The organism is Streptomyces sp. NPDC028298, assembly GCF_055565895.1.
This window is the reverse complement of record NZ_JBVHTL010000004.1, coordinates 266,509-282,684: the sequence shown is the minus strand read 5'-3', so window position 1 is coordinate 282,684 and position 16,176 is coordinate 266,509. Positions and strand designations below refer to the sequence as shown.

Annotated in this window: 29 protein-coding genes; all 29 read right to left on the bottom strand. The window is 65.7% G+C overall.

The window, feature by feature from the left end:
• Window positions 1-153: 153 nt before the first annotated feature.
• Window positions 154-1,176 (bottom strand): DNA-directed RNA polymerase subunit alpha, encoded by a 1,023-nt coding sequence (locus ACZ4TO_RS20310; RefSeq protein WP_003966937.1) that lies wholly within the window; start codon window positions 1,174-1,176, stop codon window positions 154-156.
• A gap of 178 nt (window positions 1,177-1,354) precedes the next feature.
• Window positions 1,355-1,759: a 30S ribosomal protein S11 gene (rpsK, locus tag ACZ4TO_RS20305; protein WP_003956432.1), complete on the bottom strand. Its 405-nt coding sequence runs from the start codon at window positions 1,757-1,759 to the stop codon at window positions 1,355-1,357.
• Between the two features lie 69 nt (window positions 1,760-1,828).
• Window positions 1,829-2,209 carry a 30S ribosomal protein S13 gene (gene rpsM, locus ACZ4TO_RS20300; RefSeq protein ID WP_060901485.1) on the bottom strand — a complete coding sequence of 127 codons (381 nt, stop codon included), beginning with the start codon at window positions 2,207-2,209 and terminating at the stop codon, window positions 1,829-1,831.
• Window positions 2,210-2,426: 217 nt separating this feature from the next.
• Entirely contained in the window at window positions 2,427-2,540 is a 114-nt protein-coding gene (gene rpmJ / locus ACZ4TO_RS20295; RefSeq protein ID WP_003998809.1) for a 50S ribosomal protein L36, read from the bottom strand.
• A 68-nt stretch (window positions 2,541-2,608) separates the two neighbouring features.
• A complete protein-coding gene (infA, locus tag ACZ4TO_RS20290; protein WP_003948620.1) occupies window positions 2,609-2,830 on the bottom strand; it encodes a translation initiation factor IF-1 in 222 nt (73 codons plus the stop codon).
• A gap of 225 nt (window positions 2,831-3,055) precedes the next feature.
• Window positions 3,056-3,895 carry a type I methionyl aminopeptidase gene (gene map, locus ACZ4TO_RS20285; RefSeq protein ID WP_388771997.1) on the bottom strand — a complete coding sequence of 280 codons (840 nt, stop codon included), beginning with the start codon at window positions 3,893-3,895 and terminating at the stop codon, window positions 3,056-3,058.
• A 217-nt stretch (window positions 3,896-4,112) separates the two neighbouring features.
• Window positions 4,113-4,769 (bottom strand): adenylate kinase, encoded by a 657-nt coding sequence (locus tag ACZ4TO_RS20280; protein WP_382792982.1) that lies wholly within the window; start codon window positions 4,767-4,769, stop codon window positions 4,113-4,115.
• Window positions 4,769-6,082, bottom strand: a complete 1,314-nt coding sequence (gene secY / locus ACZ4TO_RS20275) for a preprotein translocase subunit SecY (RefSeq protein WP_468024906.1) — start codon at window positions 6,080-6,082, stop codon at window positions 4,769-4,771. The genes ACZ4TO_RS20280 and secY overlap by 1 nt, the downstream gene beginning before the upstream one ends.
• A gap of 244 nt (window positions 6,083-6,326) precedes the next feature.
• Window positions 6,327-6,782, bottom strand: coding sequence for a 50S ribosomal protein L15 (gene rplO / locus ACZ4TO_RS20270; RefSeq protein ID WP_003974249.1), 456 nt, complete (start codon window positions 6,780-6,782; stop codon window positions 6,327-6,329).
• Between the two features lie 3 nt (window positions 6,783-6,785).
• Complete coding sequence (gene rpmD / locus ACZ4TO_RS20265; protein ID WP_055553514.1) at window positions 6,786-6,968, bottom strand: 50S ribosomal protein L30; 183 nt, start codon at window positions 6,966-6,968, stop codon at window positions 6,786-6,788.
• Entirely contained in the window at window positions 6,968-7,573 is a 606-nt protein-coding gene (gene rpsE, locus ACZ4TO_RS20260) for a 30S ribosomal protein S5 (RefSeq protein WP_006376045.1), read from the bottom strand. Before rpsE ends, rpmD begins: the two co-directional genes overlap by 1 nt.
• A gap of 38 nt (window positions 7,574-7,611) precedes the next feature.
• On the bottom strand, window positions 7,612-7,995 hold the full coding sequence (rplR, locus tag ACZ4TO_RS20255) for a 50S ribosomal protein L18 (RefSeq protein WP_037626978.1): 384 nt from the start codon (window positions 7,993-7,995) through the stop codon (window positions 7,612-7,614).
• Between the two features lie 3 nt (window positions 7,996-7,998).
• Window positions 7,999-8,538, bottom strand: a complete 540-nt coding sequence (gene rplF / locus ACZ4TO_RS20250; RefSeq protein WP_361676696.1) for a 50S ribosomal protein L6 — start codon at window positions 8,536-8,538, stop codon at window positions 7,999-8,001.
• 24 nt (window positions 8,539-8,562) lie between these two features.
• On the bottom strand, window positions 8,563-8,961 hold the full coding sequence (rpsH, locus tag ACZ4TO_RS20245; RefSeq protein WP_010986352.1) for a 30S ribosomal protein S8: 399 nt from the start codon (window positions 8,959-8,961) through the stop codon (window positions 8,563-8,565).
• Window positions 8,962-9,172: 211 nt separating this feature from the next.
• Complete coding sequence (locus tag ACZ4TO_RS20240; protein ID WP_003948630.1) at window positions 9,173-9,358, bottom strand: type Z 30S ribosomal protein S14; 186 nt, start codon at window positions 9,356-9,358, stop codon at window positions 9,173-9,175.
• Between the two features lie 5 nt (window positions 9,359-9,363).
• On the bottom strand, window positions 9,364-9,921 hold the full coding sequence (gene rplE, locus ACZ4TO_RS20235; protein WP_037626984.1) for a 50S ribosomal protein L5: 558 nt from the start codon (window positions 9,919-9,921) through the stop codon (window positions 9,364-9,366).
• A complete protein-coding gene (gene rplX, locus ACZ4TO_RS20230) occupies window positions 9,921-10,244 on the bottom strand; it encodes a 50S ribosomal protein L24 (RefSeq protein WP_328449240.1) in 324 nt (107 codons plus the stop codon). Before rplX ends, rplE begins: the two co-directional genes overlap by 1 nt.
• Before the next feature lie 2 nt (window positions 10,245-10,246).
• Window positions 10,247-10,615: a 50S ribosomal protein L14 gene (gene rplN / locus ACZ4TO_RS20225; RefSeq protein ID WP_003998823.1), complete on the bottom strand. Its 369-nt coding sequence runs from the start codon at window positions 10,613-10,615 to the stop codon at window positions 10,247-10,249.
• Between the two features lie 100 nt (window positions 10,616-10,715).
• Window positions 10,716-11,000: a 30S ribosomal protein S17 gene (rpsQ, locus tag ACZ4TO_RS20220; RefSeq protein ID WP_037626988.1), complete on the bottom strand. Its 285-nt coding sequence runs from the start codon at window positions 10,998-11,000 to the stop codon at window positions 10,716-10,718.
• Window positions 11,000-11,224, bottom strand: coding sequence for a 50S ribosomal protein L29 (rpmC, locus tag ACZ4TO_RS20215; RefSeq protein WP_003998824.1), 225 nt, complete (start codon window positions 11,222-11,224; stop codon window positions 11,000-11,002). Before rpmC ends, rpsQ begins: the two co-directional genes overlap by 1 nt.
• The gene (gene rplP / locus ACZ4TO_RS20210; RefSeq protein WP_004927269.1) at window positions 11,224-11,643 is read right to left on the bottom strand and encodes a 50S ribosomal protein L16; all 420 of its coding nucleotides are present in this window, start codon (window positions 11,641-11,643) and stop codon (window positions 11,224-11,226) included. The genes rpmC and rplP overlap by 1 nt, the downstream gene beginning before the upstream one ends.
• 5 nt (window positions 11,644-11,648) lie before the next feature.
• Window positions 11,649-12,479: a 30S ribosomal protein S3 gene (gene rpsC, locus ACZ4TO_RS20205; protein WP_037747976.1), complete on the bottom strand. Its 831-nt coding sequence runs from the start codon at window positions 12,477-12,479 to the stop codon at window positions 11,649-11,651.
• Window positions 12,479-12,826, bottom strand: a complete 348-nt coding sequence (gene rplV / locus ACZ4TO_RS20200; RefSeq protein ID WP_019329637.1) for a 50S ribosomal protein L22 — start codon at window positions 12,824-12,826, stop codon at window positions 12,479-12,481. The genes rpsC and rplV overlap by 1 nt, the downstream gene beginning before the upstream one ends.
• A gap of 42 nt (window positions 12,827-12,868) precedes the next feature.
• Window positions 12,869-13,150, bottom strand: a complete 282-nt coding sequence (gene rpsS / locus ACZ4TO_RS20195) for a 30S ribosomal protein S19 (RefSeq protein WP_015035577.1) — start codon at window positions 13,148-13,150, stop codon at window positions 12,869-12,871.
• A gap of 12 nt (window positions 13,151-13,162) precedes the next feature.
• Window positions 13,163-13,999, bottom strand: a complete 837-nt coding sequence (gene rplB, locus ACZ4TO_RS20190) for a 50S ribosomal protein L2 (RefSeq protein ID WP_020132633.1) — start codon at window positions 13,997-13,999, stop codon at window positions 13,163-13,165.
• Window positions 14,000-14,038: 39 nt separating this feature from the next.
• Complete coding sequence (rplW, locus tag ACZ4TO_RS20185; RefSeq protein WP_103549184.1) at window positions 14,039-14,455, bottom strand: 50S ribosomal protein L23; 417 nt, start codon at window positions 14,453-14,455, stop codon at window positions 14,039-14,041.
• Window positions 14,455-15,111 carry a 50S ribosomal protein L4 gene (gene rplD, locus ACZ4TO_RS20180; protein WP_103549183.1) on the bottom strand — a complete coding sequence of 219 codons (657 nt, stop codon included), beginning with the start codon at window positions 15,109-15,111 and terminating at the stop codon, window positions 14,455-14,457. The genes rplW and rplD overlap by 1 nt, the downstream gene beginning before the upstream one ends.
• A 5-nt stretch (window positions 15,112-15,116) precedes the next feature.
• Window positions 15,117-15,761 carry a 50S ribosomal protein L3 gene (gene rplC / locus ACZ4TO_RS20175; protein ID WP_020135811.1) on the bottom strand — a complete coding sequence of 215 codons (645 nt, stop codon included), beginning with the start codon at window positions 15,759-15,761 and terminating at the stop codon, window positions 15,117-15,119.
• An 18-nt stretch (window positions 15,762-15,779) separates the two neighbouring features.
• Window positions 15,780-16,088: a 30S ribosomal protein S10 gene (gene rpsJ / locus ACZ4TO_RS20170; RefSeq protein WP_003948644.1), complete on the bottom strand. Its 309-nt coding sequence runs from the start codon at window positions 16,086-16,088 to the stop codon at window positions 15,780-15,782.
• Window positions 16,089-16,176 lie beyond the last annotated feature (88 nt).

Sequence of the window (16,176 nt, the reverse complement as noted above, 5' to 3'; positions counted from 1 at the left end):
TTTCAGCGCCGGAGGTACCGAGCCCCGTAAGGGGCGCGGGACGGAGTCGACATGCGACTCCGTCGCGGGTGCGCGACCAGCCACAGCCGGCCGGCAGCCGGGATCAAACCCGGCGGGACCGCCGCCCGAAGACGGCTGCCCCGCGCGAGGCGATCAGTACTGCTCGGTCTCGACGAAGCCGGCGTCCGCGTCGTCGTCGGCGCCGAAGGCGTCGGCGGCGGCGGTCGGGTCGAATCCGGGCGGGCTGTCCTTGAGGGCCAGGCCCATGCCGGCCAGCTTCGCCTTGACCTCGTCGATGGACTTCGCACCGAAGTTGCGGATGTCCAGGAGGTCGGCCTCGGAGCGGGCGACGAGCTCACCCACGGAGTGGATGCCCTCACGCTTGAGGCAGTTGTACGAGCGGACCGTGAGCTCCAGCTCCTCGATCGGCAGCGCGAGATCGGCGGCGAGGGCGGCGTCCGTGGGGGACGGGCCCATGTCGATGCCCTCGGCGTCGATGTTGAGCTCGCGGGCCAGACCGAACAGCTCGACCAGGGTCTTACCGGCCGACGCCATGGCGTCACGGGGACGCATGGCCTGCTTGGTCTCGACGTCGACGATCAGCTTGTCGAAGTCGGTGCGCTGCTCGACACGGGTCGCCTCGACCTTGTACGTGACCTTCAGCACCGGCGAGTAGATCGAGTCGACCGGGATGCGCCCGATCTCCTGACCGACCTGCTTGTTCTGAACGGCGGAGACGTAGCCGCGACCGCGCTCGACGGTCAGCTCCATCTCCAGCTTGCCCTTGCCGTTGAGCGTGGCGAGGACGAGGTCGGGGTTGTGGACCTCGACACCGGCCGGGGGCGCGATGTCGGCGGCGGTGACCAGACCCGGGCCCTGCTTGCGCAGGTACATCACGACGGGCTCGTCGTGCTCCGAGGAGACGACGAGCTGCTTGATGTTGAGGATCAGGTCGGTGACGTCCTCCTTGACGCCCGGCACGGTGGTGAACTCGTGCAGGACACCATCGATGCGGATGCTGGTGACAGCAGCGCCGGGGATCGACGAGAGGAGGGTGCGGCGCAGGGAGTTGCCGAGGGTGTAGCCGAAGCCCGGCTCCAGCGGCTCGATCACGAACCGGGAGCGGAATTCGTCGACGACCTCTTCGGTCAACGAGGGGCGCTGAGCGATCAGCATGTGGTGATCAGATCCTTCATTCGTGGACGCCCGCTATTTGACGTCCGCCAAAACCGAGCCTCCGAAGAGACCGGGTACAGCAAGGGTACGGGCGATACGGCCCTTTTACGGAGCCGTACCGCCCGAAAACCTCTAACCAGCACAGGGCCGTCGAGATCGACGACCGAGCGGCCGTGCGTCAGACGCGGCGGCGCTTCGGCGGACGGCAGCCGTTGTGCGGGGTGGGGGTGACGTCCTGGATCGAGCCGACCTCGAGGCCAGTGGCCTGGAGGGAGCGGATCGCGGTCTCGCGACCGGAGCCCGGGCCCTTCACGAAGACGTCAACCTTGCGCATGCCGTGCTCCTGCGCGCGACGGGCGGCCGACTCGGCGGCCATCTGCGCGGCGAAGGGGGTGGACTTGCGCGAGCCCTTGAAGCCGACGTGGCCGGCGGAGGCCCAGGAGATCACGTTGCCCGAGGGGTCCGTGATCGAGACGATCGTGTTGTTGAACGTGCTCTTGATGTGAGCGTGCCCGTGAGCGACGTTCTTCTTTTCCTTGCGGCGCACCTTCTTGGCGGCGCCCTGACGACCCTTGGGGGGCATCTGTTTCTCCTACGGGGAGGTGGTCGGTCCTACAGCGAAGACCGCTGATGAAGCGTTGTCCGCTGAGGACTACTTCTTGCCCGGCTTCTTCTTGCCGGCGATGGCGCGACGCGGGCCCTTGCGGGTACGAGCGTTCGTGCTGGTGCGCTGACCGTGGACGGGCAGGCCACGACGGTGGCGCAGACCCTGGTAGCAACCGATCTCCACCTTGCGGCGGATGTCGGCCTGAATCTCGCGACGGAGGTCACCCTCGGTCTTGATGTTGGCGTCCACGTACTCGCGGATCTTGACCAGCTCCTCCTCGGAGAGGTCACGAACGCGCGTGTTGGGGTTCACGCCAGTCTCGGCCAGCGTCTGCTGGGAAAGGGTCCGGCCGATGCCGAACACGTAGGTGAGGGCGACCTCCACACGCTTTTCGCGCGGGATGTCAACACCGGAAACGCGTGCCATTCAATGGCTCCAGTTGTCGTTCGGAGGTCTTCCGCAGAACCGGATCCCGCCCGCCGTCGTCCTCTGATCCAGGGATCGAGGAGTCGGTACGAACCGGGTCCCCGGCCTCCGACCGGGGGTGTCAGGCCTGATGAGACTCAGCCCTGGATCCTGCGTATGAACATGTACTGCTTGCGTCGCGCGAAGTATCTGCGGGTGCAGAAGGTGCGGTCGTGCGTCAGCCCTGGCGCTGCTTGTGGCGCGGGTTTTCGCAGATGACCATGACCCGACCGTGACGGCGGATCACCCTGCACTTGTCGCAGATCTTCTTGACGCTCGGCTTGACCTTCATTAGGTGAGGTTCTCCGGGTCAGTGCCACCCCCCGTGCCCCGGAACGGGAACACGGAGCAAGGCAAGATCTACTTGTAGCGGTAGACGATCCGGCCGCGCGTCAGGTCGTACGGAGACAACTCCACCACGACCCGGTCGTCAGGGAGGATGCGGATGTAGTGCATGCGCATCTTGCCGCTGATGTGCGCCAGGACCTGGTGGCCGTTCTGGAGCTCCACCTTGAACATCGCGTTCGGAAGAGACTCAACGACAGTGCCCTCGATCTCGATGGCACCTTGCTTCTTGGCCACGCTTTGCCCTTCGAATCGACTACCTTGATCGACTTCGTGCGAGCGCATGGAGACATGCGGGTGCACGAGAGCCGACGAGTCAGTCTACGTCAGGGCTCCCGGAAAGACGAATTCGTCGCTGTCCTCCCCGCCACTCATGACGATGCCCCACCCTTCAGCGCGATATGCGCCAAGGGGCGGGGCTGACCGATTCACGGTCGGCGAAGTAGGAGAGCGCCCGGCGTTTCAGCCCGCGAGGGGATCGGGCGCCGCCGTGATCCCGTACTCGGCGAGCTTCGCCCGGCCGCAGTCGGGAGCCGTGAGGACGAGCGGTCCGTCCTCCGTGAGCGCCACGGAGTGCTCCCAGTGCGAGGACCAGGTCCCGTCCGTGGTGATCACGGTCCAGTCGTCCTCCAGCACCTCGGTCCGCGGGGTGCCGAGCGACACCATCGGCTCGATCGCCAGGCACAGACCGGGCACCAGCTTCGGACCCTTGCCGCGCTTGCGCTCGACGTAGTTCAGCAGGTGCGGGTCCATGTGCATCTCGGTGCCGATGCCGTGGCCGCCGTAGTCCTCGACGATGCCGTACTTGCCGCCGCCCGGCTTGGGCTGGCGGCGGATGTAGGTCTCGATCGCCCGGGAGATGTCGACCAGGCGGTTGCCCACCTTCATCGCCGCGATGCCCGCCCACATCGACTCCTCGGTCACCCGGGAGAGCTCGATGAGCTCCGGGGCGTGACCGGTGCCCACGAAGGCCGTGAACGCGGCGTCGCCGTGCCAGCCGTCGACGATCGCGCCGGCGTCGATGGAGATGATGTCGCCGTCCTTCAGGACGGTCTTGTCGTCCGGGATGCCGTGGACGACGACCTCGTTGGCCGAGGTGCAGATCGTCGCCGGGAAGCCGCCGTATCCGAGGAAGTTCGACTTGGCGCCGTGCTCGTCCAGCACCTTGCGCGCGACCTCGTCCAGGTCACGCGTGGTCGCGCCGGGAACCGCCGCCTCACGCGTGGCCGCATGGATGGCCGCGACGACCAGCCCCGCCTCACGCATCTTGGCGATCTGCTCGGGGGTCTTGATCTGCACCATGGTGGCTGCGGCCTTTCTGGACCGGAAAACGGACTACTCCAACGATACGGGGGACTCGACCCACCCCGCCCGGGGTCCAGGGACCCCGACCCGCGCAGGACCTTCGCCCCGCCCGCCTCGCACGTCGGCCGCGGCACCCGGTGAGGGTGCCGCGGCCGATGCGACGTACATCTTCATGCTCCCCGCGGCACGCGCACCGCGGAGCGGACCGCGGGGACTAGGCGTCCTCGCGGGCCAGCGCCTCCATGGAACGCGCCGTGACGTCCTCCACCTTGCCGAGCGCCGGGATCGTGACGACCAGGCCCTGGGCCATGTAGTAGTCGATGATCGGCTCGGTCTGCGTGTGGTAGACCTCCAGCCGCGTACGGACGGTCTCCTCGGAGTCGTCGTCACGCTGGTACAGCTCGCCGCCGCAGACGTCACAGACGCCTTCCTGCTTCGGCGCCTTGTACGACACGTGGAAGACGTGCGAGGAGTCGTTGCGGCAGATGCGACGGCCCGCGATACGGCGGACCACCTCGTCCTCGGGGACCTCCAGGTCCAGCACCGCGTCCAGCTTCATGCCCTCGGTGTCCAGCATCTCGTCCAGCGCCTCGGCCTGCGAGACGTTGCGCGGGAAGCCGTCGAGAAGGAAGCCGCTCTCGGCGTCCGGCTGCTCCATGCGGTCCTTGGCCATGGCGATGGTGACCTCGTCCGGTACCAGTTCGCCCTTGTCCATGTAGGACTTCGCCAGCTTGCCGAGCTCCGTCTGCTGAGAGATGTTGGCGCGGAACAGGTCGCCCGTTGAGATGTGCGGGATCGCCAGATTCTTGGCGAGGAACGCGGCCTGCGTTCCCTTCCCGGCACCGGGCGGCCCGACGAGGACGATTCGCATCAGCGGAGGAACCCTTCGTAATTGCGCTGCTGAAGCTGACTCTCGATCTGCTTCACCGTCTCCAGGCCCACACCCACGATGATGAGGATGCTGGTGCCACCGAACGGGAAGTTCTGGTTTGCCCCGAAACCAACCAACGCCACCGTCGGCACGAGAGCGATCAGCCCCAGATACAGCGAACCCGGCCAGGTGATCCGGTTGAGTACGTAGCTCAGGTACTCAGCGGTCGGCCGGCCAGCCCGGATGCCCGGGATGAAGCCACCATACTTCTTCATGTTGTCGGCGACTTCCTCGGGGTTGAACGAGATCGCCACGTAGAAGAACGCGAAGAACACGATCAGAAGGAAGTACAAGGTGATGTAAATCGGGTGGTCACCCTTGGTCAGGTTGTTCGTGACCCAGGTTTTCCACTCCGAGTTCCCCTTGGAGAACTGCGCGATCAGGCTCGGAATGTAGAGCAGCGACGACGCGAAGATGACAGGAATCACACCTGCCTGGTTGACCTTCAGTGGAATGTAGGTCGAGGTGCCGCCGTAGGAACGGCGACCGATCATGCGCTTCGCGTACTGGACGGGAATCCTGCGCTGAGCCTGCTCGACGAAGACCACCAGACCGACCATGCACAGACCCACGGCGATGACGGTGCCGAACTCGATCCAGCCGTCCGCCAGCTTGCCCTGGATCTTGACGGTCCACAGCGCGCTCGGGAAGGTCGCGGCGATCGAGATGAACATCAGGATCGACATGCCGTTACCGATGCCGCGGTCGGTGATGAGCTCACCGAGCCACATGACGACGCAGGTACCGGCGGTCATCGTGACGACCATCGTGATCGTGGTGAAGATCGACTGGTCGGGCACGATCTGGTTGGCCACGGGGCAGCCGGAGAACAGCGCGCCGCTGCGGGCGGTCGCCACCAGGCCCGTGCCCTGGAGGATGGCGAGCGCGACCGTCAGATAGCGGGTGTACTGCGTGATCTTCGCCGTGCCGGCCGAGCCCTCCTTCTTGAGGGCTTCGAGTCGCGGGATCACCACGGTGAGCAGCTGGAGAATGATGCTCGCCGTGATGTACGGCATGATGCCGAGCGCGAAGATCGTGATCTGGAGCAGCGCGCCGCCGCTGAACATGTTGATCAGGCTGAACAGCCCGCGGTTCGAGTCGGCCATGTTCATGCACGACTGGACATTCTTGTAGTCCACGCCGGGGATCGGGATGTGGGTACCGACCCGGTAGACCACGATGATGCCGAGCGTGAAGAGCAGCTTCTTGCGCAGGTCGGGCGTCCTGAACGCCCGGGCGAACGCGGTGAGCACGGTGCCTCCTGCGACCCCCGCGCTACTGCGGCAGAGGGTGACGGTCTTGAGGTTCGACGGATGACTGACAGCTAACCAACAGTCAAAGACCGCCCGGAGTTCCCGTGAGGCACGCCGGACGAAAATTAACAGTGCAGGCCACCTTACCGGCGACACTGCCCCCCTTGGAACGACCAACCGGGGATGCCCCTTTTGTGGGCATCCCCGGTCGGGATCGTTCAGGTCATCGAGACGCCTGTTGAAATCAGACGAGCTCGGTGACGGTACCGCCGGCGGCGGTGATCTTCTCCTTGGCGGAGCCGGAGACGGCGTCGACCGTCACCTGCAGCGCCACGGAGATCTCGCCCTGGCCGAGGACCTTGACGAGGCTGTTCTTGCGAACGGCACCCTTGGCGACGAGACCCTCGACGGTGACCTCGCCACCCTCCGGGTACAGCGCGGCCAGCTTGTCGAGGTTCACGACCTGGAACTCGGTCTTGAACGGGTTCTTGAAGCCCTTCAGCTTCGGGAGACGCATGTGGAGGGGCATCTGCCCGCCCTCGAAGCGCTCCGGAACCTGGTAGCGGGCCTTCGTGCCCTTGGTACCACGACCGGCCGTCTTACCCTTCGACGCCTCACCACGACCGACACGGGTCTTGGCGGTCTTGGCGCCCGGGGCGGGACGGAGGTTGTGGATCTTGAGCGGGTTGTTCTCCGCCATGATCTAGTCGACCTCCTCGACCGTCACGAGGTGGCGGACGGTGTGAACCATTCCGCGGAACTCGGGGCGGTCCTCCTTGACGACCTGCGTGTTGATCCCCTTGAGACCAAGGGAGCGCAGGGTGTCGCGGTGGTTCTGCTTGCTGCCGATGTACGACTTCGTCTGCGTGACCTTGAGGCGAGCCATTACGCACCCGCCCCTGCACGCGCACGAAGGAGAGCCGCGGGGGCGACGTCCTCGAGGGGCAGACCACGGCGAGCCGCGATCTCCTCGGGACGCTGCAGGCCCTTGAGGGCCGCCACGGTCGCGTGCACGATGTTGATCGCGTTCGAAGAACCGAGCGACTTCGACAGGATGTCGTGAACGCCGGCGCACTCGAGCACTGCACGCACGGGACCACCGGCGATAACGCCGGTACCGGGGGAAGCAGGCTTGAGCAGGACGACGCCCGCGGCCTTCTCGCCCGTGATCGGGTGCGGGATGGTGCCCTGGATGCGGGGGACCTTGAAGAAGTGCTTCTTGGCCTCTTCAACACCCTTGGCGATCGCGGCCGGCACCTCCTTGGCCTTGCCGTAACCGACACCGACGGTGCCGTCACCATCGCCTACCACGACGAGCGCGGTGAAGCTGAAGCGACGACCACCCTTCACAACCTTGGCGACGCGGTTGATCGCGACAACGCGCTCAACGTACGCGGTCTTCTCGGCGGCAGCAGCGCCGCCGTCACGGCCCTTCCGGTCCCGCCGCTCGCCGCCACCGGCACCGCTTCCACGGCGCTGGGGTCCAGCCATTGGATTACCTCTCTCTTTCCGCTAGCTACGGAAGCGGCTCAGAACTTGAGCCCGGCTTCGCGGGCGGCGTCCGCCAGGGCGGCGATGCGCCCGGCGTACTGGTTTCCACCACGGTCGAACACGACAGCCTCGACACCGGCGGCCTTGGCGCGCTCGGCGACCAGGGCGCCGACCGACTTGGCCTGCGTGGACTTGTCGCCCTCGCCACCACGGATCGTGGTGTCCAGGGTCGACGCCGACGCGAGGGTGTGACCCTTAACGTCGTCGATGACCTGGGCCACGATGTGGCGGTTGGAGCGCGTCACGACCAGGCGCGGACGCTCAGCCGTACCCGAGATGTGCTTACGGATGCGGATGTGACGACGCTTGATGGCAGCACGCTTGTAAGCGTCGCCCTTAGCAATCTTGACACCGTATGCCATGGCTTACTTACCCGCCTTTCCGACCTTGCGGCGGATGACTTCGCCTTCGTACTTGACGCCCTTGGCCTTGTACGGGTCGGGCTTGCGCAGCTTGCGGATGTTGGCCGCAACCTCGCCGACCTTCTGCTTGTCGATGCCCTCGACCGAGAAACGGGTGGGGGCTTCCACCTTGAAGGTGATGCCCTCGGGGGCCTCGACAGTGATCGAGTGGCTGTAACCGAGCGAGAACTCCAGGTTGGAGCCCTTCGCCAGGACGCGGTAACCGACACCGCTGATCTCGAGCTTCTTCACGTAACCCTCGGTCACGCCGGTGATCATGTTCGCCACCAGCGTGCGGGACAGGCCGTGGAGGGCCTTGTTCTGACGCTCGTCGTTGGGGCGGGTGACGTTCAGAACGCCGTCCTCACCCTTGGCGATCTCGATCGGCGCCACGACAGTGTGGGTCAGCGAGCCCTTGGGGCCCTTGACCGAGACCGTCTGGCCGTCGATGGTGACGTCCACGCCGGCGGGAACCGTGATGGGGAGCTTGCCAATACGCGACATAGCTGTTTCCTCCGTTCCCTTCCGCTACCAGACGTAGGCGAGGACTTCTCCGCCTACGCCCTTCTTGCCGGCCTGCTTGTCGGTCAGGAGCCCGTGCGACGTGGAGATGATCGCCACGCCGAGGCCGCCCAGAACCTTGGGCAGGTTGGTGGACTTCGCGTAAACCCGGAGACCGGGCTTGGAGATCCGCTTGATGCCCGCGATGGAGCGCTCACGGTTCGGGCCGAACTTCAGCTCGAGAACGAGGTTCTTGCCGACCTCGGCGTCCTCGACCTTCCAGCCCGTGATGAAGCCCTCCTGCTGGAGGATCTCCGCGATGTGCGACTTGATCTTGCTGTGCGGCATACCCACGGTGTCGTGGTACGCCGAGTTCGCGTTACGCAGACGCGTAAGCATGTCTGCGATCGGATCAGTCATGGTCATGAATTGGCCTTCGGCCTCTCTCGCCGGGGTTTCCTGTATGCGCCATCCCTCTCCCCACTCATGGGCGGGACGGGTGCGGTGCGGGGACCTACGGCGTAGTAAGTCGTGTGGGCGTCAGGCGCCCAACCCTCCTAGCCTAAGCCATGGAGAGCTGGGCACCCGACAGAGCCCATTGCTTACCGAGAGCCCTGGAATCCCAGAATTGCGGGGATTACCAGGAGCTCTTGGTCACGCCCGGCAGCTCGCCACGGTGAGCCATCTCACGAAGGCAGACGCGGCACAGGCCGAACTTGCGGTACACGGAGTGCGGACGACCGCAGCGCTGGCAGCGCGTGTAGCCACGCACACCGAACTTGGGCTTACGAGCAGCCTTGGCAATCAGAGCCTTCTTCGCCATCTCGCTTACGCCTCCTTGAAGGGGAAGCCGAGGTGACGGAGAAGGGCGCGGCCCTCAGCGTCGTTGGTCGCCGTGGTCACCACGGTGATGTCCATGCCCCGGGTACGGTCGATCTTGTCCTGGTCGATCTCGTGGAACATGACCTGCTCCGTGAGACCGAAGGTGTAGTTGCCACGGCCGTCGAACTGCTTGGGGGACAGACCACGGAAGTCGCGGATGCGCGGGAGCGCGAGCGACAGGGTGCGGTCCAGGAACTCCCACATGCGGTCGCCACGGAGCGTGACGTGGGCACCGATCGGCTGACCCTCACGCAGCTTGAACTGCGCGATGGACTTGCGGGCCTTGGTGATGGCCGGCTTCTGACCGGTGATCGTGGTGAGGTCACGGACGGCACCGTCCATGAGCTTCGAGTCACGGGCGGCGTCGCCGACACCCATGTTGACCACGATCTTGACGAGGCCCGGCGTCTGCATGACGTTCTCGTAGGAGAACTCTTCCTGCAGCTTCGCCGCGATCTCCTCGCGGTACTTCGTCTTGAGACGCGGAGTGGTGGTGGTAGCCATCAGATGTCCTCACCCGTCCGCTTGGCAACGCGGATCTTGTTGCCCTCTTCGTCGAAGCGGTAACCGACGCGCGTGACGACCTTGTTGCCGTCCTTCTCAACGACCAGCTGGACGTTGGAGACGTGGACGGGCGCCTCGGTCGTGACGATGCCACCGGCCTGCGAGCCCTTGGCGGTCGGACCGGCCTTCGTGTGCTTCTTGACCCGGTTGACACCCTCGACCAGGACGCGCTCGTCGCGCGGGTAAGCGGCAATGACCTTGCCCTGCTTGCCCTTGTCCTTACCGGTGATGACCTGAACCAGGTCGCCCTTCTTGATCTTCATGCTTACAGCACCTCCGGCGCGAGCGAGATGATCTTCATGAACTTCTTCTCGCGCAGCTCACGGCCGACGGGGCCGAAGATACGGGTGCCGCGAGGGTCGCCGTCGTTCTTCAGAATGACGGCGGCGTTCTCGTCGAAGCGGATGTACGAGCCGTCCGGACGGCGGCGCTCCTTGACGGTGCGAACGATGACGGCCTTGACGACGTCACCCTTCTTCACGTTGCCGCCGGGGATCGCGTCCTTGACGGTGGCGACGATCACGTCACCGATGCCCGCGTAGCGGCGACCGGAGCCACCGAGCACACGGATGCAAAGGATTTCCTTCGCACCAGTGTTGTCGGCGACACGCAGTCGCGACTCCTGCTGGATCACGTCTATCTCCTGATTGTCTGCCGGTTCCCGGGGCGGGGCCGTCTAGGACGGTCCCGCCCCGAGCCTGGCGGAACGAACCTGAGGGAAACCCCTCAGGTAATTACTTGGCCTTCTCGAGGATCTCGACGATGCGCCAGCGCTTCGTCGAGGACAGCGGCCGGGTCTCCATGAGGAGGACGCGGTCGCCGACGCCGGCGGCGTTCTGCTCGTCGTGGGCCTTGAGCTTGCTCGTACGGCGGATGACCTTGCCGTACAGGGCGTGCTTCACACGGTCCTCGACAGCGACGACGACGGTCTTGTCCATCTTGTCGCTGACGACCAGACCCTCACGGGTCTTGCGGAAGCCGCGGTCGGTCTTCTGCTCAGTCACGTTGCTCTCGCTCATCAGGCGCTCTCCACCGTCTCGATGCCCAGCTCGCGCTCACGCATCAGGGTGTAGATCCGCGCGATGTCCTTGCGGACGGCCTTGAGCCGACCGTGGTTCTCGAGCTGACCGGTCGCCGCCTGGAAGCGGAGGTTGAACAGCTCTTCCTTGGCTTCGCGGAGCTTCGCGAGAAGCTCCTCGTCACCCAGTTCGCGCAGCTCGGACGCCTTGGTACCGGCCGACATCACGCTTCACCTGCCTCGCGCTTGACGATCCGGCACTTCATCGGCAGCTTGTGGGCTGCGCGAGTGAGGGCCTCACGGGCGATCTTCTCGTTGGGGTAGGACAGTTCGAACATGACCCGGCCCGGGTGCACGTTCGCGATCCACCACTCCGGCGAACCCTTACCGGAACCCATGCGGGTCTCGGCAGGCTTCTTCGTGAGCGGGCGGTCCGGGTAGATGTTGATCCAGACCTTGCCGCCACGCTTGATGTGGCGGGTCATCGCGATACGCGCGGCCTCGATCTGGCGGTTCGTGACGTACGCCGGCGTGAGGGCCTGAATGCCGTACTCGCCGAACGCAACAGTCGTGCCGCCCTTGGCCTGACCACGGCGCTTCGGGTGGTGCTGCTTGCGGTGCTTGACCCTACGGGGGATCAGCATGTCGGTCAGGCCTCCGTTCCGGTGCTCTCAGCCGGAGCGGCAGCCGGAGCCTCGGCCTTGGGGGCCTCGGCAGCGGGAGCCTGCTGCGGCTTACGACCGCGACCGCCACGCTCGCCACCGCGGCCACCACGGCCGGCCGGGCGGTCAGCGCCGCCACGGGCCGGGCGGTTGCCGGCGCGGGCAGCGGCGTTCTCGGCGCGAACCTCGGCGATGTTCTTGACGTCGCCCTTGTAGATCCAGACCTTCACACCGATGCGGCCGAAGGTCGTCTTGGCCTCGAAGAAGCCGTAGTCCACGTTCGCGCGGAGCGTGTGCAGGGGCACACGGCCCTCGCGGTAGAACTCCGAGCGGGACATCTCGGCGCCGCCGAGGCGGCCACCGCACTGGATCTTGATGCCCTTGGCGCCGGCCTTCATCGCCGACTGCATGCTCTTACGCATGGCGCGACGGAAGGAGACGCGGGAGGAGAGCTGCTCGGCAACGGCCTGGGCAACGAGCTGAGCGTCGGTCTCGGGGTTCTTGACCTCGAGGATGTTCAGCTGGACCTGCTTGCCCGTGAGCTTCTCGAGGTCACCGCGGATGCGGTCGGCCTCGGCGCCACGGCGGCCGATGACGATGCCGGGACGCGCGGTGTGGATGTCCACACGCACACGGTCACGGGTGCGCTCGATCTCAACCTTCGAGATGCCGGCGCGCTCCATGCCGGACGTCATCATCCGACGGATGGCGACGTCTTCCTTGACGTAGTCCTTGTACAGCTTGTCGGCGTACCAGCGGGACTTGAAGTCCGTGGTGATGCCGAGCCGGAACCCATGCGGGTTAACCTTCTGGCCCATTACCGGGTTCCTTCCTTGCTGCTGACGACCACGGTGATGTGGCTGGTCCGCTTGCGGATCCGGTAGGCACGGCCCTGGGCGCGCGGACGGAACCGCTTCAGGGTCGGACCCTCGTCGACGTACGCCTCGGAGATGTAGAGGCTGTCGGCGTCGGTGTGGTCGTAGTTGTGCGCGGCGTTGGCAATGGCGCTGTCAAGCACCTTGCCGACCGGCACGCTCGCGGCCTGCGGGGCGAAACGCAGGACCGCCTGAGCCTCCGTGGCATCCATGCCACGGATAAGGTCCACCACGCGGCGGGCCTTCATGGGCGTGACGCGGATGTACCGCGCCTGGGCCCTGGCTTCCATGGTTGTCCTTCCAGTGTCTGTCATGGTCATTCCACCCCGCTACTAGCGGCGCTTCGACTTCCGGTCGTCCTTCACGTGACCCCGGAAGGTGCGCGTCGGCGAGAACTCGCCGAGCTTGTGGCCGACCATCGACTCGGTGACAAACACCGGAATGTGGGTCTTGCCGTTGTGCACCGCGATCGTGTGGCCGAGCATGGCCGGGATGATCATCGAGCGACGGGACCAGGTCTTGATGACGTTCTTGGTACCGGCTTCGTTCTGAGCGTCCACCTTCTTTACAAGGTGTCCGTCGACGAAGGGTCCCTTCTTGAGACTGCGCGGCATCTAAACCCGCTCCTAGCGCTTCTTGTTCGTCTTGCGGCGGCGGACGATGTACTTGTTCGAAGCCTTCTTCGGCGAACGAGTACGACCCTCCTTCTGACCCCACGGCGAGACCGGGTGGCGACCACCGGAGGTCTTGCCCTCACCACCACCGTGCGGGTGGTCAACCGGGTTCATCGCCACACCGCGGACGGTCGGGCGAACGCCCAGCCAGCGCTTACGGCCGGCCTTACCCCAGTTGATGTTGCTCTGCTCGGCGTTGCCGACCTCGCCGACCGTGGCGCGGCAGCGCTGGTCGACCAGGCGGATCTCACCGGAGGGCATGCGGAGGTGGGCCATGGTGCCCTCCTTCGCGAGCAGCTGCACCGAGGCACCGGCGGAGCGGGCGAACTTGGCACCGCCACCGGGACGGATCTCGATCGCGTGGATCGTGGTACCGACCGGGATGTTGCGGAGCGCCAGGTTGTTGCCCGGCTTGATGTCGGCCCCGGGACCGTTCTCGACGCGGTCACCCTGCGACAGGTTGCGGGGGGCGAGGATGTAGCGCTTCTCGCCGTCCGCGTAGTGCAGCAGCGCGATGCGCGCGGTGCGGTTGGGGTCGTACTCGATGTGCGCGACCTTCGCCGGCACGCCGTCCTTGTCGTGACGACGGAAGTCGATCACTCGGTAGGCGCGCTTGTGTCCGCCACCCTGGTGGCGAACGGTCACACGACCGGCGTTGTTACGGCCGCCCTTGCTGTGCAGCGGGCGGACCAGCGACTTCTCCGGCGTGGACCGCGTGACCTCGACGAAGTCGGCGACGCTGGAGCCACGACGGCCCGGCGTAGTCGGCTTGTACTTGCGGATTCCCATTTCTCAGTCCTCGTCCGATATTCGGACCAGGGCGCTCCGTTAGGAGGCCTGGCCGAAGATGTCGATACGGTCGCCCTCAGCGAGGGTCACGATCGCGCGCTTGCTGTCAGCACGCTTGCCGAAGCCCGTCTTGGTCCGCTTGCGCTTGCCCTGACGGTTGATCGTGTTGACCCCGGTGACCTTGACCGAGAAGACCGCCTGGACGGCCTGCTTGATCTGGGTCTTGTTGGCCCGCGGGTCCACGACGAAGGTGTACTTGCCCTCGTCGAGCAGCGCGTAGCTCTTCTCCGAGACGACCGGCTTGAGGAGGACGTCACGGGGGTCCGTGAAGCTCTTGCTCAGCGGGGTCTCGACGGTGTTCTTGCCTTCGGCCTCGTGGCGCTTCGCCTTGGCGATGCGCGCGACCTTCTTGGCCTTGGCGGCCTTCGAGGCGATGCTCGGGTGACGCGTAGCCATCAGGCTTCGCTCCCTTCGGTGTCAGCGGCCTGGGGGCCAGACACGAAGGACTCGAAAGCGGCCTGGGTGAAGACCACGTCGTCCGAGACGAGAACGTCGTACGTGTTGAGCTGGCCCGGCTCCAGGATGTGGACCTGGGGCAGGTTGCGCGCGGAGAGCAGCGCGGCCTCGTCGGAGCGCTCGATGACCAGGAGCACGTTCTTGCGCTCGCTGACCTTGCCGAGGAAGCTCTTCGCGGCCTTGGTGGAGGGGGTCTCGCCCTCGATCACGCCGGTGATGACGTGGATGCGAGCGTTGCGGGCCCGGTCGGTGAGGGCGTGGCGCAGGGCCGCGGCCTTCATCTTCTTCGGGGTCCGCTGCGAGTAGTCACGCGGGGTGGGGCCGTGGACGACGCCACCGCCGGCGAACTGCGGCGCACGGGTCGAACCCTGGCGCGCGCGGCCGGTGCCCTTCTGGCGGTAAGGCTTCTTACCGCCACCGCGGACCTCGCCACGACGCTTGACCTTGTGCGTGCCCTGACGGGCGGCGGCAAGCTGCGCGACGACGACCTGGTGAAGCAGCGGAATGCTGATCTTCTCGACGTCGAAGATCTCGGCCGGGAGCTCGACGGTCCCGGCGTTGTCGCCGGAGGGCGACAGAATGTCAATGGTGGTCATAGTCCTCAGGCCCCCTTGGCCGCGGTGCGGACCAGGACGAGGCCGCCGTTCGGACCAGGAACCGCGCCCTTGATGAGGAGCAGGCCCTTCTCCGCGTCAACGGCGTGAACGGTCAGGTTCTGGGTGGTGACCCGCTCGTTGCCCATGCGACCCGCCATGCGGAGGCCCTTGAACACACGACCCGGGGTGGCGCAGCCACCGATGGAGCCGGGGGAGCGGTGCTTGCGCTGGGTGCCGTGTCCGGCGCCGAGGCCCTTGAAGTTGTGACGCTTCATGACACCGGCGAAGCCCTTGCCCTTGCTCTTGCCGGTCACGTCCACCTTGATGCCGGCCTCGAACACCTCAGCGGTGATCTCCTGGCCGAGGGTGTACTCGCTGGCGTCAGCGGTACGGATCTCGACGAGGTGGCGGCGGGGAGTGACGTCGGCCTTCGCGAAGTGGCCCTTGAGGGGCTTGTTCACCTTGCGCGGGTCGATCTCGCCGAACGCGATCTGGACGGACTCGTAGCCGTCGACGTCGTTCGTACGAACCTGGGTCACGACGTTCGGGCCGGCCTTGACGACGGTGACGGGAACAACACGGTTGTTCTCGTCCCACACCTGCGTCATGCCGAGCTTCTCGCCGAGGATGCCCTTGATCTGCTTAGCCATTCTCTGACTCACCGATCCCTAGAGCTTGATCTCGATGTCGACACCGGCCGGAAGGTCGAGTCGCATCAGAGAGTCAACGGTCTTGGGCGTGGGGTCGAGGATGTCGATGAGGCGCTTGTGGGTGCGCATCTCGAAGTGCTCGCGAGAGTCCTTGTACTTGTGCGGCGACTTGATGACGCAGTACACGTTCTTCTCAGTGGGCAGCGGCACCGGGCCCGCGACCGACGCACCAGTGCGGGTCACCGTCTCGACGATCTTCTTCGCCGAGGAGTCGATGACCTCGTGGTCGTAGGCCTTGAGCCGGATGCGGATCTTCTGTCCCGCCATGGCTACTCAGTAGTCCTTTGTCTCGATTTAAACGCTCTGGCACTCGGGGGTTCGCGTCCTGGTCTCCGACCCACGCGGTCGGGTGTGT

Coding starts and splice junctions, on each gene's coding strand:
- ACZ4TO_RS20310 (WP_003966937.1), bottom strand. CDS start 1,176: ATGCTGATCGCTCAGCGCCCCTCGTTGACCGAAGAGGTCGTCGACGAA.
- rpsK (WP_003956432.1), bottom strand. CDS start 1,759: ATGCCCCCCAAGGGTCGTCAGGGCGCCGCCAAGAAGGTGCGCCGCAAG.
- rpsM (WP_060901485.1), bottom strand. CDS start 2,209: ATGGCACGCGTTTCCGGTGTTGACATCCCGCGCGAAAAGCGTGTGGAG.
- rpmJ (WP_003998809.1), bottom strand. CDS start 2,540: ATGAAGGTCAAGCCGAGCGTCAAGAAGATCTGCGACAAGTGCAGGGTG.
- map (WP_388771997.1), bottom strand. CDS start 3,895: ATGGTGCAGATCAAGACCCCCGAGCAGATCGCCAAGATGCGTGAGGCG.
- ACZ4TO_RS20280 (WP_382792982.1), bottom strand. CDS start 4,769: ATGCGAATCGTCCTCGTCGGGCCGCCCGGTGCCGGGAAGGGAACGCAG.
- rplO (WP_003974249.1), bottom strand. CDS start 6,782: ATGGCGGAGAACAACCCGCTCAAGATCCACAACCTCCGTCCCGCCCCG.
- rpmD (WP_055553514.1), bottom strand. CDS start 6,968: ATGGCTCGCCTCAAGGTCACGCAGACGAAGTCGTACATCGGCAGCAAG.
- rpsE (WP_006376045.1), bottom strand. CDS start 7,573: ATGGCTGGACCCCAGCGCCGTGGAAGCGGTGCCGGTGGCGGCGAGCGG.
- rplR (WP_037626978.1), bottom strand. CDS start 7,995: ATGGCATACGGTGTCAAGATTGCTAAGGGCGACGCTTACAAGCGTGCT.
- rplF (WP_361676696.1), bottom strand. CDS start 8,538: ATGTCGCGTATTGGCAAGCTCCCCATCACGGTTCCCGCCGGCGTGGAC.
- rpsH (WP_010986352.1), bottom strand. CDS start 8,961: ATGACCATGACTGATCCGATCGCAGACATGCTTACGCGTCTGCGTAAC.
- ACZ4TO_RS20240 (WP_003948630.1), bottom strand. CDS start 9,358: ATGGCGAAGAAGGCTCTGATTGCCAAGGCTGCTCGTAAGCCCAAGTTC.
- rplE (WP_037626984.1), bottom strand. CDS start 9,921: ATGGCTACCACCACCACTCCGCGTCTCAAGACGAAGTACCGCGAGGAG.
- rplX (WP_328449240.1), bottom strand. CDS start 10,244: ATGAAGATCAAGAAGGGCGACCTGGTTCAGGTCATCACCGGTAAGGAC.
- rpsQ (WP_037626988.1), bottom strand. CDS start 11,000: ATGAGCGAGAGCAACGTGACTGAGCAGAAGACCGACCGCGGCTTCCGC.
- rpmC (WP_003998824.1), bottom strand. CDS start 11,224: ATGTCGGCCGGTACCAAGGCGTCCGAGCTGCGCGAACTGGGTGACGAG.
- rplP (WP_004927269.1), bottom strand. CDS start 11,643: ATGCTGATCCCCCGTAGGGTCAAGCACCGCAAGCAGCACCACCCGAAG.
- rpsC (WP_037747976.1), bottom strand. CDS start 12,479: ATGGGCCAGAAGGTTAACCCGCATGGGTTCCGGCTCGGCATCACCACG.
- rplV (WP_019329637.1), bottom strand. CDS start 12,826: ATGGAAGCCAGGGCCCAGGCGCGGTACATCCGCGTCACGCCCATGAAG.
- rpsS (WP_015035577.1), bottom strand. CDS start 13,150: ATGCCGCGCAGTCTCAAGAAGGGACCCTTCGTCGACGGACACCTTGTA.
- rplB (WP_020132633.1), bottom strand. CDS start 13,999: ATGGGAATCCGCAAGTACAAGCCGACTACGCCGGGCCGTCGTGGCTCC.
- rplW (WP_103549184.1), bottom strand. CDS start 14,455: ATGGCTACGCGTCACCCGAGCATCGCCTCGAAGGCCGCCAAGGCCAAG.
- rplD (WP_103549183.1), bottom strand. CDS start 15,111: ATGACCACCATTGACATTCTGTCGCCCTCCGGCGACAACGCCGGGACC.
- rplC (WP_020135811.1), bottom strand. CDS start 15,761: ATGGCTAAGCAGATCAAGGGCATCCTCGGCGAGAAGCTCGGCATGACG.
- rpsJ (WP_003948644.1), bottom strand. CDS start 16,088: ATGGCGGGACAGAAGATCCGCATCCGGCTCAAGGCCTACGACCACGAG.